Here is a 14,380-nt window from a genome sequence, read left to right on the forward strand (position 1 = left end):
AAAGCATATGGATATTCAGTACGACCATGAGGCCATAGTCATTGGCAGCGGCTTCGGCGGCTCGATCAATACCTGCCGCCTGGCCAAGAAGTGGCCCGGCAGAGTCATGTTACTGGAGCGGGGCAAGCGTTACCCCATGGGCTCGTTTCCCCGTTCTCCCCACGGGATGGCGCAGAACTTCTGGAACCTGCCGACGGACAAGTCCGGCGCTCCCAAGGCCGACGGCAAGGAGAGCCATGGCTTGTTCGATGTCCGTAACTTCGACCACATAGATGCGGTGGTAAGCGCTGGCCTGGGTGGCGGCTCGCTCATCTATGCCAATGTCTTCCTGCAGCCCCCGGATGAGGTATTCGATCACAACTGGCCCGAGGCGATCCAGAAGGCGGCGTTGCAACCTTATTATGCCATCAGCAAACAGGTGCTGGGGGCCAGGCCGATTCCCCAGGGCCAGGATCCACGAAGGAAAGTTATCCGCACCGAGCTGTTCCAGCAATTTGCCAAGGCTGAGGGGCATGAATCCAAGTTATTGGACATCAACGTTTTCTTCGGCAATGACTTCGACAACCCCACCCCCATAGGGCTGCAGGAAAAGAACCGTTATGGCGCGGTGCAAACCTCCTGCGTCTATTGCGCCGAATGCGACGTGGGTTGCAATACCCACTCAAAAAACAGCCTGGACCTGAATTACCTGCATGTGGCGGAGCACCGCTACCGGGCCGAAATCAAGACTCAGGTGCTGGGCAGGAAAATCGTGCCATTGGACGCCCAGGGCAATGACAGTCCCGAGGCCGAGGGAGAGTTCGGCTATCGGGTGTATTGGCAGGATCTCAATGACGGTCACAGCCTGCGCAGCGCCACCTGTCGCACAGTCGTGGTGTCATCCGGCACCCTGGGCTCGAACGAGTTGCTGATGCGCTGCCGGGATCTCTATAAGACACTGCCGGGGATCAGCCAGAAACTGGGGCAACATTTCTCCGGAAATGGTGACTTCCTGTCTTTCGTGGTGGCGGGTGACAAGGCTGCCGATCCCAACTATGGGCCTGTGATCACTCAGGGCATAGATTACAACTTATTCAAAGACTTCAACCGGGAGCAGGCCTTCATCCTGGAAGACGCCAGCTACCCCAACTTCGCCGCCTGGTACACGGAAGGGATAAAGCCGGGGGTTTCCCAGTTTCATGCCCTGCTGCGCACCGTCAGGGTGATGTTCGCCCGTTTCGTGCAGGGGATCAGCACAGGACACCTGGGGTATGCCCTCAAAGAGCTGCTCAAGGGTGACTTGTCGCACAACACCAGCGTGCTCTTATGCATGGGCATAGACAAGAGCAACGGCGAGATGTCCCTGAACGACGAGGGTCACCTGCATGTGAAATGGCCCTACAAAGACAGCATGTCGCTCTACAAGGCCATTCTGGCCACCGGCGAAAGATTCAGGAAGTGGTGCAAGGGCAAGGCCTTCATTCCCTTGCCTAACTGGTTATGGCCGATGAAACGCAATGTCACAGTGCATGCCCTCGGCGGCTGTCGCCTGGCCACCAACCCGAACGAGGGGGTGACCAGTGCCGCGCCCGAGACCTTCGGCCAGGTGTTCGGTTACCGGGGACTGTACGTTGCCGACGGTGCACTGCTGCCCACGGCCGTAGGGGCAAACCCCGTGGCCACCATTTGTGCCTTGTCCGAGCGCGTCGCCGAAGGCATTACCGGCATAGCCCCCAGCGCAGATTTGTGACATGGCCGGGCATATGCGGCCGGCCTTGGCCGCTATTCGAGACGTGATTCAATTTCTATTCGCCCCGGCGAGCGACCCCAGTGTCGCTGCCGGCGCCAGTGTGAGGTCAGAAGCTATGAGCGATTTTCCTGTTTACGATGAAGTGCATGTGATTTCGGATATTCACATGGGAGGCGCCGAGCCCAATTTTCAGGTGCTGCGTGAAACCGAGCGCCTGGCCGGCTACATAGGCTGGGTCGCCGGCCAGTGCCCCGAGGGCGATGTGGCCCTGGTGCTCAACGGCGATGTGTTCGATACCCTGGCCGAGAAGACCCAGGACTACATAGTGGTGGAGAAGGCGGTGCAGGTGGTGGAGCAGATAATGCAAAACCCCTCATTTTCCCGCATCTGGGATGCCTTGGCCGCCTTCGTCGCCGCGCCCGGGCGCACTCTGGTGTTCATCATAGGCAACCACGACATAGAAATTTCGTTCGCGACGGTGCAACGCCTGATAGTGAAGCGCCTGGCGGGAGACGACCTGCTCAAGCGTGCCCGCATCGAGTTTTCCACCATAGGCGCGGGCTTTACCTGCACAGTCGGTGAGTCCAGGGTCTACTGCACCCATGGCAACGAAGTCGATGCCTGGAATTACAACCGCTACGAAGATCTGGCCAAGGTAGGGCGGCGCCTGAATGCCGGCCGCGGCCTGGCGCCCAAGGAATGGGTTCCCAACGCCGGCACCCGCATGGTCAAAGAGGTGATGAACCCGGTCAAGGAGAAGTATAAGTGGATAGATCTGCTCAAGCCTGAAACCCAGGCTGCGGTGGGCACCCTGCTGGTATTGGATCCGTCCCAGGCGAGGAAGATAGGCGATCTCGTGTCTATCGTGGGTGAGAGAGTCAGTGGCAGCAAGCAAGTCAATCAGCGCCTCTCCGCCGAAGGTTTTCAGGCAAGCGAGTCGGCGGCCACGGCCCCCAAGAGCGTGGATCAATTGCTCGGCGCCAACCTGAGCCAGGGGCTAAGGGATTACCAGCTCCAGGATACCCAGGATGTCGACGCCATGCTGCTGCAGAGCGAAGCCAACCTCGGCACCCCCAATGGGCAGCTGTTCGAGCAGGACGGTCAGCTGGGCACCGGCCAGTTGATCCTGGATCGCCTCACCGGCTGGCTGCGCAACATTCCCAAGGAGGAGGCGCTGCGCCGGGCGATGAAAGACTGGCTGGCCGGCGACAAGACCTTCGATCATCAAGATCAGGACGATACCTACAAGGAGGTCACGGCCGTGGTCGGGGATGCCATAGATTTCATCGTCACTGGTCATACCCACCTGGAGCGCGCCATAGACATGGGCAGCGGCCGTTACTACTTCAATTGCGGCACCTGGATACGTTTGCTGCGTTTCACCGAACAGATGCTCAACGACAAGGCCGCCTTCGCGCCTGTGTATGAGGTGCTGCTCAACGGCAGCATGGAGTCCATAGACGGGGCGAGCTTCGGCGGCCAAAGTTTCGTGATGGATCAGACCAGCGCCGTGTCGATCAAGAAAACCGCCACCGGGGTGGTGGGCAGCCTGACCCATGTGCTGGCCGACGGCAGGGGTGAACCCGAAGTCATTCAAACCTTTGCGAGGGCATGAGATGGACATTACTACTTCCGATATCCGCAGCGTCAAACTGGAACTGTTAAGGTCCGGGCCGACTCATAATCAACTGCTGTCGCCGTTGACCAATTATATCGCCCTCTGCGGCTCGGATGGGCCTGTGACCCTTAACATGCCCTTCGAGCACCGTCAGTTGATGATGCGCCTGAAACGGCTCAAGTATCCTTTGGACAGGGATCCTGCCACGGATGAGCAGCGCCAGGCGGAGATCCGCGACCTGGGCGAAGCCGTCGGCCGCATCTTTGGTCAGGTGCCTGCGCTCATCTCAGAACTGGGGAATGCGGGCGCCACCAATGGCACCCTGGTGCACTTGAGCCTGGCCATGTCGGCCTTCGAGCTTGGGCTCTTGCCGTTCGAGGCCGCGGTGGCTGCCGATGGCTTCCCAGGTGCAGGGTCGCCCATGTTCCTGCAGATGCGCACCCCTATCTCACTCACCCGGGAAATTCGCCGTGGCCGGCCGCTGCCGATAGATTGGGCCAGGCCGCCGCGAATTTTGTTTATCTTCGCCGCCCCCGCTGGCCTGTACGTGCCGGCCCAGGCGCATTTGCAGGCGCTGCGGGAGGCGATAGAGCCCTGGGTCAAGATAAAGACGGATCCCAAAGAACGCATCGAGGAAGTCAAGAAGATGCTGACCGTCGTGCCCAATGCCAGCCTGGAGCAGATCAGGGCGCTGTCGGCGTCCACCGAGTTTACCCATATTCATATTCTGGCCCATGGCGCTCCCTTCAAGAAATCCGGCGACGAGCGCTACGGCCTGGCCCTGTGCAGCGAAAGCGGCGATCAGGCCGACATAGTCGAGGGTGAACGCCTGGCGATAGCCCTGACCGCCAGCGATTCCGTGGGCAATACCCGCTTCCGGCCGACCGTGGTGACCCTGGCGACCTGTGACTCGGGCAACATCAATTCCGTGCTCACCCCCGGTGGCAGCATAGCCCATGAACTCAATGCCGCCGGCATTCCCTGGGTCATAGCCTCGCAGTTTCCCCTGTGGATGAAGGCTTCCGCCATCGCCGCCAGGGTGCTCTACACCGGCCTGTTACAGGGTTCGGATCCCCGCTGGGTGCTGTATGAGCTGCGCCAGCGCCTGCGTACCGATGCCCCCGAGACCCATGACTGGGCCAGCATAGTGGCCTACTCGACCATACCGGCCGACTTCGACCGCCAGGTGCATGCCTTCAGGGATCAACAGACTCAGGGCAAGATAGACGTGATGTTTGACCGGATGGATGAACTGGTGTGCACCATCACGGCGCAAAAACACGCGCCCGGAGCAAGCTGTGACGTCGCTGCAGAAGTGGAGCGGGAACTGACCCGGCTCGCCGCCGCCATTCGCGCCGAGCTGCAGCATTGGCGCGAAGAGGGCCGGGATAAACAGTCGGCTCAAGAGCAATCGTGTCACCTGGGGCTCAGCGCCGCCAGCGAGAAACGTATCGGCATTGCCCATACCCTGATAGGGGCTCAACAGCAGGCCAATCTCGCCTACAGGGCCTGTCATGATTTCTATAAGTCAGCCTGGCGGATGGATCCCTGCAATCACTGGCTGCTCACTCAGTACCTGTCCATCGTCGCCATACTCAACCGTGGCGATGACGGGGCCGGCTTACAGCAACTGTCCGACCGCTATGGCAGCAGATGGAGTGCCGCCTTCGAGATGGCCCGCTGGGAAGCGCAAAACTGTTCGGGCAGGGATAAGGTGTATGCCCTCAGCACCCTGGCCGAATTATGCCTGCTCAACGTGGTTTATCATCCGCAGTCGGCCGATAGCGCGGCACTGAAACAACAGATAAACGATTTTTGCCGGCAGATGCTGAACGAACCCATGCCGGATAACTTTCCCATCTTGTCTACCCTGCGTCAGTTCAGGCGCTATCTGCAGGACTGGGATAGCCCACTCTGGGCCGGGTTGGCGCAGACGGCACTCGGCGCCCTGGAGGGAGACAATCTCCTGACTAGCGGCCCCACTTCGGCTCAGGCCTGGAGGGATGCCCGGCAAGCGGTAAACACTTGATGCCGTCCAGGCCCGGCAGCATTTAGCATCAGGCTGGGATCCGGGGATAAATGGATCTCAGCCACAAGACAGCTGCCGTAGGTGAAACAGACCTGTTTGCAGGTGGCATCATGGCACTCATGAAGAGCCAGGTTCACCAGTGGGCCGATAAGTTTTGTCGTGAGACTTTGGGTGTAACCGTGCGGCAAGCGCACTTGCATACGAGGTTTCTTGGGGCTCTGATGTTTTCCTTCACGCTGCCTTGGATGAGCCGAGCACATGTCCATCATAAGCAAACATTTGCTATCAATGAGGTTCTTTGGGTGTAGCAGGATATTCCTGATGTTGCTGAGCAGCGCGGTCAGGAAGTTATCCTGGCCGCGTTCTTATGGTTGTGGGCCCAGAGGCGACTAACCCTTCTTGTTAACCTGTAGGTACTTGGCCAGGAAGTGATCCATGGCCTTGAAGGTGGTCAGCCTGTGCTCGTTGTTACTCAGGTGGTGATCACCAGCTTCCAGTTCGATAAACTCGACATCTTTGTTGAGCGATTCGAGCTCGTCATACATCATCTGGCTGTGTTTGACCCTCACCACCCTGTCTTTGCTGCCGTGAACAAGCAGCACGGGGACGGTGATTTTGGCCGCCTGGCTCAGCGGTGAGCGTTGATACAGGGCGTCGATATCTGAGCCTATCTGTTGCTTCACCACCTCATAAGTGGTGGTGCGGCGGCTGGATTTGACCAGATAGGCAACATCCGTGACTCCGGCGATACTGATGACGCAGCGATATAATTCCGGCGTCATGGCGGCACCCATGAGCGCGGCATAACCGCCATAGCTGGCTCCGACGATACAGATGCGATCGGGGTCAGCTATGCCCTTGTCGATCAAAAAGCGGGTGCCATCCTCGACATCATTTTGCATCTCCAGTCCCCAGTTTTGCAGCCCGGCCTTCATGAAGTCGTAACCATAGCCGGCGGAGCCGCGAAAGTTCATTCTGAACACCCCATAGCCACGGTTGGCGAAAAACTGAGTCCAGTAATCGAAGCTATCGTTGTCATAGCTGATGGGGCCGCCATGGGGGAAGATGATCATAGGTAATTTTTTGGGCACGGCCTCTTTCGGTAACGTCAGGAAAGCTTCTATTTCCATGTTGTCCCTGGCCTGATAGTTCAGCCGTTCGGTTGGCACCAGCACCTCGGGGGTCAACTTCTTATACCTGTGGGCTAAGGGGTAGATCTCGCCGACATTTCTGTCGCCCACATAATAGCTGCCGGGTTCGGTCGAGCCGCTGGAGTACACTATGTAATACCGTTCGTCGGCACTGAATTGGGTGATGTAATTGTTTGAGCCGGGAAATATCGCCTTGAGGCCGTTCTGCAGGCCGATATATTCCTTATCCCAGAAGGTATATTCCTCACCGTTGCCCTCGCTGATGCCGATGACCTTATGTTTCAGCTTGGAGTAGATCAAACTGCCCATGACGTCGTAGTTCGGGTTGCTGTAGACCAGCTCTTTCTTGAGCTGGGGATCGCTCAAATGAACCTTGAAGATGGCCTCTAAGCCCTCATGGTAGGCACGGACATAGAGGATATCTGGGTCTTCATCGAAACCCAGCGGCCAGACGCTATCCTCGGCGAAGAAGCCGAAATGCCACAGCTCTCTTAGCTCCCCATTGGCATCTTGCTGCTCATAGATGCGGTACTGATTATCATCGCGATAGATGCCGATCCGTATCCTGTGTTGCCTGTCGGTAACCCAGCCCTGCATATGTCGCTTGGATGCCTGCACAAAGCTGGATTTCCCCTGGGTCAGGCTGACACGAATGACACTGTCTTCACCGACTTCCTGGCCCATGCCGTCGAGCGACAGCAACAGGTGATCATCATCATCCGGCAACATGTCTATGATGTTGCCCTGCAGCTGCGGCAGCCACTTGAGCCGTTTGAGTACGCTGGCGCGCAGCAAGTTGTTTGTCTTGCCACTGGCGAGACTGTATTTCAACAGGCGTGTCTCTGTGGTTGGATTGCCGTAACGTACTGCCGGGTACTTGGCCTCGATCAGCAGTAGGTCCTTGTTGGCCCATTGCAGGGACAAGATCACAAACCGTTTGTTATCCGTGTGGATGGGGATGATTTTCTCGCCGGATTGCAGATCCACGATGCTGACGACAGTACCTCGGTGCTCTGCCGTGTCGATGCGTACTACAGAGGCGATCTTGCTGCCGTCCGGCGATAAGCTGACATGACTCACATCGGGTATGCTGGCGAAGGCTTCTACCGGAAGTCGAGCCGTTGCAGCGTGGCTGAATGGGCCGAGAAGCAATATTGCCAGTGCCAACAGGAGGGAATTCCGTTTCATATCTACCTATAACCAACGTGTATGTTCAACCGAAATGGTTGTCGATGTTAGCGGCATCCTTGCCAAAGATCCAGTTATTATCCATATGATTTTGTTTGAAAATAATTGTTTTTGTTCAGTTGGTAATGCCAACCCAGGGTCAGGCTCCTGGACAACATGAAGGCGCACATGGCCGCCCATAGGGCGTGGTTGCCCTGGGCCTGCAACAGGTACCAGCCGGGAAAAAATACCAGCAGGGTCGAGAACATCATGCTGTTGCGCATTATGCTGCCCTTGGCGGCGCCTATGTAGACCCCATCGAACAGGTAACAGCCGAAGGCGAGCAAGGGCATCAGCTGCATCCAGCCAAGATATTGGCCGGCCGTTTGGCGCACTGCGTCTATGTCTGTGAGCAGGGCGATGAGCGCCTCGCCGCCGAGGACGAAGGCGAGGCTGACCCCCAGGGCGGCGAGCGCCGACCAACACCAGCCCAGGGTCACAGACTCCTGCAGCAGCCGGCTGTCGCGCCGGCCATAGGCGCGGCCGACCTCTGCCTCGGCATAATAGGCTATGCCATCCAGGGCATATGAGATCAGCATCAAGAGGTTGAGCAGCACGGCATTGGCGGCGACCTGGGTGTCACCCAGGCCGGCGGCCTTGAAGGTCATGAAGGCGAAGACCGCCTGCAGGCATAGGCTGCGGATGAAGATGTCTGTGTTCAGCCGTAGCAGCCGGCCATAAGCCGTGAATTTGAAGTGTTGCAGCAAGCGCTTCAGGTCCAGGCCCGTGCCGCGATCCAGGGCGTGTTTCACCATGTAGGCCGCGATGGCGAAGGCGGTGAGATCTGCCATGACCGAGGCCAGGGCGGCGCCCCTGACACCCAGGTCGAGGCCATAGACCAAGATAAGATCCAAGAGTATGTTGGCGCCGTTGGCCCAGATCAGCTGCCACATGGCGGCCTTGGGGGCTTGCCTGCCGAGCAACCAACCCAGTAACACCAGATTCAACAAGGCGAAAGGGAGCGACCAGATGCGGATCTGGAAATATTGGCGGCAGTAAAATTCCACCTGGGTGCTGGCGTCGGCCAATGTCAGTGCCAGGTTCAACAGGGGCTGCTGCAGCAATAGGATGCCCAGCCCCAAGGCCAGCGCCAAGGCTGCGGCCTGTAGCAGCAGTTGCTCCTGGGTCTCTGTGTCGTTGGCGCCATAGGCCTGGGCGACCAGGCCAGTGGTGGCCATGCGCAGGAAGCCGAGCAGCCAGATGATCAGGGTTATCAGGGTCGAGCCGAGCGCCACCCCACCCAGAAAATAGGCATGATTCAGATGACCTATGACGGCGGTATCCACCAGACCGAGCAAAGGAATGGTAATATTGGACAAGATCATCGGCAGTGCCAGGGTCCATAGCTGGCGATTTTTTTGTCTGTTGAAGAGTAGTGCAACCCAGGTCATTAGTTTCTCAGAGGTTTTTTATGCTTTTACGTGTGTTAAGTTTGTGTGTGGCCCTGATGGTCCCCGTTGCCGATGCGGCGGTCATACTCCAGTATCATCATGTGTCGGACACTTCGCCGAAAAGCACCAGCGTAACCCCGGCGCAATTCAGGGCGCAGATGCAGTATCTGGCGGACGGGGGTTTTAAGGTGTTGCCGCTCAAGGAGCTGGTCTCTGCCATCAAAGCCAACGAACCCTTGCCGCCATTGGCTGTGGCCATCAGCTTCGACGATGGCTACCGCAGCATAGCCGACACGGCGCACCCTATCTTAAAGGAATACGGTTTTCCCTACACATTATTTGTCTCGGTGGAGCCCATCAGGCGTGGTTTCAGCGAGATGATGAGCTGGCAGGAATTGCGCCGCCTGGCCAGGGAAGGCGCCGACATAGCCAACCACAGCTGGGGCCATGAACATCTGATCCGCCGCCTGGATAAGGAAACCCGGACCCAGTGGCTGGCACGGGTCCGGGCCAACATCTTATCGACCGAAGCCGAGATCACCAGGGCAACAGGGCAAGATCTCAAGATGCTGGCCTACCCCTATGGAGAATACAATACGGAGCTCCAGCGCATGCTGGAGGAGCTGGGGTTTGTTGCCTTCGGCCAGCAGTCGGGCGCCGCCGGGAGCCACTCACAGCTAACGGCGCTGCCGCGTTTCCCCGTCGGTGGTGCCTACGCAGATCTGGAGAGTCTGAAGGTGAAGTTGCACAGCCTGAGCATGCCCGTGTTGGCCCAGACCCCGAGCGAGCCCCAACTGGCGGCGGGCGGCTGGCGTCCCGAACTCAGGGTGACGCTGGATATGGCGGATATCAATCCGGGTCAATTGCTCTGCTACATCCAGGGCCAGGGCGCGAAGCAACCCGAGTGGCTCAGCGACAATGAATTCAGCATCAGAGCCGAACTGCCCCTGCCTGCCGGACGCTCGCGCTACAACTGCACGGCGCCGAGCAAGACCCGCGGCGGCTATTACTGGTTTTCCCAGCCCTGGGTCAGGCCGAAAGACGATGGCACCTGGATTGAAGAATAGGGATTGAGGACTCAGTGGTCGCCCCCGCGCCGCCGCTAGTCCCTATGCCGCCGGATGATCTGGCCCAGGTCGGCGATAAGATCCTGATTGCGGATCTGCAGCGCCTGACCCGGCGAGGCGCTGGGTTTGATGACAGCGACCCGCTCGCCGGCGGGCGATACCAGCACCATGGAGGCGCTATGATCTATCTGATAGTCGTCGCCGTCCCCCACCAGGGCATAGACGAACCCCAGGCTGCGGCTCAGTGGAAACAACTGCTCATGTCCCGCCGTGGCGGCAATGAACTCAGGATTAAAGAAGTTAATATAATCCAGTAGTTTGGCTTGAGTATCCCGCTGGGGATCCACAGAGATGAACACCACCTGGAAAGGCGCCAGCGCGCTCAACTCGGGATAGGCCGCCGCCAGCTTGCCCAGGGTGGTGGGGCAGAGGTCGGGGCAGGAAGTGTAGCCGAGGAAGAATAGACTCCACTTGCCCATGAGCCGGGCATTGTCGAACACCTGACCATGTTGATCCGTCAGGCGAAAGGGCGCCAGCACCCTGGCCTGGGGGTATTCTAAACTTGTCCGCAGCGGCGCCGGCGCCTGTTTGTCTGTGATGGCGACCATCAGGCCCGCGAGCCCGAACAGCAGGATCCCCGTCACCAGGAGTATTTTCTTCATCTTCAGCCCCATAGATAGTGATCCAGCAGCAAGGCGATGAACAGCAACATCAAATGGTAGATGGAGAAGCGGAATACCTGCATCGCCAGGCCAGGTTGTTCATGGAACTTGAGCTGCCAGGCCTTATAGATGAAGCCACAGCTGAGCAGGGTCGAGCTCACCAGATAGAGCGGGCCGCACATGCCCACAAGCACGGGCAAGAGACAGGCGACGGCGAGCAGCAAGGTGTAAAGCAAGATGCAGGTCTTGGTGAAGTCTACGCCATGGGTCACGGGCAGCATGGGAATATCCACCTTGGCATATTCGGCTCTCCTGTGAATGGCCAGGGCCCAGAAGTGTGGCGGCGTCCAGGTGAAGATGATGATCACCAACAGCAGGGCGTGGCCATGAAGCTCGTTGGTGACCGCGGTCCAGCCGAGCAAGGGCGGCATGGCGCCGGCCAGGCCGCCTATGACGATATTCTGCGAGGTGGCCCGCTTCAGGTAAGCGGTATACACCAGGGCATAGCCAATGAGGCTGGCGAAGGTCAGCCAGGCGGTGAGCGGGTTAACCAGCTCATAAAGCAACACGAAACCCAGCGCCCCCAGGCCGAAGGCGAAACCCAGCGCCTTAGTGGCTGAGACTTTTCCCTTGGGCAGCGGCCTGTTGTAGGTGCGCGCCATCAGGCCATCTATGCGCCTGTCGATCAGGTGATTCAGGGCCGCCGCGCTACCCGCCATCATGGCGATGCCCAGCATGCCGGCGATCAGGGGTTGCAGGGGCACGGCCCCCGGCACGGCCAGGCACATGCCGACCAGCACAGTGAGCAGCATCAGCGCCACCACCTTGGGCTTGGTCATCTCAAAATAGGCGCGCCATTGGAAGGTCCACAGCGCCCGGTTCTGGGCTATCGAGAGGGGTTTGGCCATTGTGCTTACCTCGCTTATGCTTTGCGCCAGAGGGCGTAATTGATAAATACCATGGTGAGCAGCAGCAGTGCGGCTCCGCCATTGTGGGAAACGGCAATGCCCAGCGGCAAATGCAATACCACGTTACTGACGCCCAGGCCTATCTGTAATAACAGCAGGCAGATCAACAGGGCGCCGCTGCGGCGCACCCAGGCGGGTTGGTCGCCGGCCAGGAGCGTGACGCCAAGAGACAGCAAGATAGCGCCGGTGAGCAGGGCGCCGAATCTATGGCTGACATGGATAGTCATACGGCTGGCATAATCCAACACCCCGAACTCGAAGCTGGGATGATTGCCCTGGAATGGCGAGAAGGCCCGGGCCCATTGCAGATTGGCCAGCCAGTCGCCCTCGCACACGGGCAGGGCGGTGCAGGCCAGCGCCGCATAATTGGATGAGGTCCAGCCCCCCAGGACTATCTGGCCTATCAAGGCCGCCAGTCCCACTGCCGCCAAGATGCGGGCGCCGGGGGACACCCGTATCCGTGGCAAGGGGTGGGTGCGCAGGTATAAGAGCAACAGGAGGGAGATCAGGGTGAAGCCGCCCAGCAGGTGGGACATGACGATCAGGGGCATCAGCTTCATGGTCACTGTCCACATGCCGAGCGCCGCCTGAAACACTATGAGCACGGCGATAAACAGCGGCAGCTTCTTGGGCGTGTCCCTGGATCTCAGGCATAACACCAAGATCGACAGCACCAGCAGCCCCAAGGCGCCGGCTATATACCTGTGGATCATCTCCAGCCATGCCTTGGCGGGCTCTATCTCCAGATGGGGGAAATTGTTCTGGGCCCTGGCGATTTCATGGCTCTGGGTCGGCACCTTGATATGACCATAGCAGCCGGGCCAATCCGGACAGCCCAGGCCGGCATCCGAGAGCCGGGTGTAGGCCCCCATGAGGATCACCATGAGGCTAAAGACCAGGGTGAGTCGCAGCAACCAGGTCAATTTCATCAGCCGACCCTCGACAGTTTCAGCAACTTATGCAGATCCTTGAGCAAGGCCTTGCCCTGGGCCAAATGGGCTTCCCGGCCGGTGACAGCCGGGTAACCCATCACCAGGCTGCCGAGGGGATCGACTATGATTAGCCGCTGTGCCAGCATGGCCGCCAGCTCATCGCTGGCCTCGGCCGTGATGAAGTCCTGGCCTGCGAGCGCCGCCAGATCGCTGTCTGCCCGGGTCATGATGAGGGGCTTGACCCTGTCCCGATCCCGTCCCAGGGCGATATGGCTCTGGTGCAGTATGTAGAGCCTGTCGCTGCAAGCCTGATCGCAATGGGCCGGCAGCAGGTAGAGGATTTGCCAGCTATGGGGCAGTGGATTGGTCATCGCCAGCTTGGCATAGTCTAGGGGGGGAGAGAGCAGTTCTCCCTGGTTGGTGGCGCCCCCCTGATATAGCCCCATGCCGAGAACAAGTTTGGCTATCGCTACCGGCAGTATGAATGCCGAGAATAGGAGGACCAGCATAGTTTTGCTGCGGTTGCCGCTTTGGGTCTGGGAGTTCATTCCTGCTCCTCTCATGTTGGGGTTACGACCTTCCACATGTGGGAAAGTCAGTTCTAACCTACTCCGACTCAGGGGTCATGGCAATGGCTTTTTTATCGCCAATCATGAACCATGCCTTTGTTTTTTAATGCGTATTATTAACCATAACCCCAGGCAGGCCAGCGCCGCCGCCATGGAAAACCATTGCATGGCATAGCCCCTATGCTTCTGCGCCGACATGGGGATCGGCTGCCATGGATGGGGGAGTGTCAGCCCGGGTAATAGCTCGGGTTGCAGCACGGCCGGCGCCAGTTCATGGTTCAGCAACTGAGCCAACTCGGGTAAATTCAGGTTCTGCAAGCGCATGGGCCAGCCGCTTTCCGCCATCAGGGCCCGGCTCATGGGGTTGGCCTGTTTTCTGTATAGCCTGCCCGCCAGCTTCAGCCGGCCCCGCAGGGGGCTGAGCCTGGGCAACTCGTCGCGCCGCGGCCCGGCTTCGACGAACCCCAGCTCCAGCAGCAGCCAGGGCAAGCCCGGCTCGACTTCCATCGCCTGATACGCCAGATAACCCACCTTGCCCAGATAGACCTGGTTGTCGAGCAGGAACACATGTGCCAGTGCCGGGCCGGCTGTCACCCTGAGGCGATAGCCGGTCGGCTCTGGCTCGGCCCCGGAGATCAGTGTCCGATAGTCCAGTGGCGCGGCGGCCTGCCTGGTGAGCAGCTGTTGTTGCAGCAGGGCTTTTTCCTCGGCCCGCGCCAGTTGCCAAAAACCTAACTTGACCAGCAGCATAAACAGACTCACAGTGATTAACACTATCAACCAGCTGAAATTACCCGGCAATTTTCGAGGAATATCCGTGAATACCCTATTTGTCTTCAAAGTGCTTTTAGTGCTGCTGCTCGGGTTCATTATCTTTAACTTGGGCCTGGCCTTGTTTGCGCTGGTAAAGGGAGAAAAGCGCCGCCCCATGAGCCAGTATCTGGGACTGAGGGTGCTTTTCTCCGTGATCCTGGTGCTCATGCTGTTGCTCGCCCTGGGTTCGGGTCTCATCAGCCCGAACCCCAGGCCCTACTGAG

At 58.8% G+C, this 14,380-nt stretch carries 12 protein-coding genes; 5 read left to right on the forward strand and 7 right to left on the reverse strand.

The window, feature by feature from the left end:
* Window positions 1-7 precede the first annotated feature (7 nt).
* The 3 genes from HC757_RS07535 (at window position 8) to HC757_RS07545 (ending at window position 5,376) form a co-directional block, all read left to right on the forward strand.
* Entirely contained in the window at window positions 8-1,729 is a 1,722-nt protein-coding gene (locus tag HC757_RS07535) for a GMC oxidoreductase (protein ID WP_169563713.1), read from the forward strand.
* Window positions 1,730-1,844: 115 nt separating this feature from the next.
* On the forward strand, window positions 1,845-3,344 hold the full coding sequence (locus tag HC757_RS07540; protein ID WP_169563714.1) for a metallophosphoesterase: 1,500 nt from the start codon (window positions 1,845-1,847) through the stop codon (window positions 3,342-3,344).
* A 1-nt stretch (window position 3,345) separates the two neighbouring features.
* Entirely contained in the window at window positions 3,346-5,376 is a 2,031-nt protein-coding gene (locus HC757_RS07545) for a CHAT domain-containing protein (protein ID WP_169563715.1), read from the forward strand.
* A gap of 389 nt (window positions 5,377-5,765) precedes the next feature.
* On the opposite strand, the gene HC757_RS07550 is transcribed toward HC757_RS07545, so the two are convergent.
* Complete coding sequence (locus HC757_RS07550) at window positions 5,766-7,715, reverse strand: alpha/beta hydrolase family protein (RefSeq protein WP_169563716.1); 1,950 nt, start codon at window positions 7,713-7,715, stop codon at window positions 5,766-5,768.
* Between the two features lie 77 nt (window positions 7,716-7,792).
* Window positions 7,793-9,145: an MATE family efflux transporter gene (locus tag HC757_RS07555; protein WP_169563717.1), complete on the reverse strand. Its 1,353-nt coding sequence runs from the start codon at window positions 9,143-9,145 to the stop codon at window positions 7,793-7,795.
* Between the two features lie 20 nt (window positions 9,146-9,165).
* Between HC757_RS07555 and HC757_RS07560 the strand changes: the two genes are divergently transcribed.
* Window positions 9,166-10,212: a polysaccharide deacetylase family protein gene (locus HC757_RS07560; RefSeq protein WP_169563718.1), complete on the forward strand. Its 1,047-nt coding sequence runs from the start codon at window positions 9,166-9,168 to the stop codon at window positions 10,210-10,212.
* Between the two features lie 35 nt (window positions 10,213-10,247).
* Here HC757_RS07560 and HC757_RS07565 read toward each other — a convergent pair whose 3' ends face one another.
* The 5 genes from HC757_RS07565 to HC757_RS07585 form a co-directional block, all read right to left on the reverse strand.
* Window positions 10,248-10,874 carry an SCO family protein gene (locus HC757_RS07565; protein WP_169563719.1) on the reverse strand — a complete coding sequence of 209 codons (627 nt, stop codon included), beginning with the start codon at window positions 10,872-10,874 and terminating at the stop codon, window positions 10,248-10,250.
* 2 nt (window positions 10,875-10,876) lie between these two features.
* The gene (cyoE, locus tag HC757_RS07570) at window positions 10,877-11,782 is read right to left on the reverse strand and encodes a heme o synthase (RefSeq protein WP_169563720.1); all 906 of its coding nucleotides are present in this window, start codon (window positions 11,780-11,782) and stop codon (window positions 10,877-10,879) included.
* Window positions 11,783-11,796: 14 nt separating this feature from the next.
* Window positions 11,797-12,771, reverse strand: a complete 975-nt coding sequence (locus HC757_RS07575; RefSeq protein ID WP_169563721.1) for a COX15/CtaA family protein — start codon at window positions 12,769-12,771, stop codon at window positions 11,797-11,799.
* Entirely contained in the window at window positions 12,771-13,322 is a 552-nt protein-coding gene (locus HC757_RS07580) for a hypothetical protein (protein WP_169563722.1), read from the reverse strand. The genes HC757_RS07575 and HC757_RS07580 overlap by 1 nt, the downstream gene beginning before the upstream one ends.
* Before the next feature lie 102 nt (window positions 13,323-13,424).
* Complete coding sequence (locus tag HC757_RS07585) at window positions 13,425-14,213, reverse strand: SURF1 family protein (protein ID WP_169563723.1); 789 nt, start codon at window positions 14,211-14,213, stop codon at window positions 13,425-13,427.
* On the opposite strand from HC757_RS07585, the gene HC757_RS07590 reads away from it, so the two are divergent.
* Window positions 14,161-14,379, forward strand: a complete 219-nt coding sequence (locus tag HC757_RS07590) for a DUF2909 family protein (RefSeq protein WP_169563724.1) — start codon at window positions 14,161-14,163, stop codon at window positions 14,377-14,379. The genes HC757_RS07585 and HC757_RS07590 overlap by 53 nt on opposite strands.
* Window position 14,380: the final 1 nt, after the last annotated feature.

Source organism: Shewanella salipaludis (genome assembly GCF_012911865.1).
Classification (GTDB): Bacteria; Pseudomonadota; Gammaproteobacteria; order Enterobacterales; family Shewanellaceae; genus Shewanella; species Shewanella salipaludis.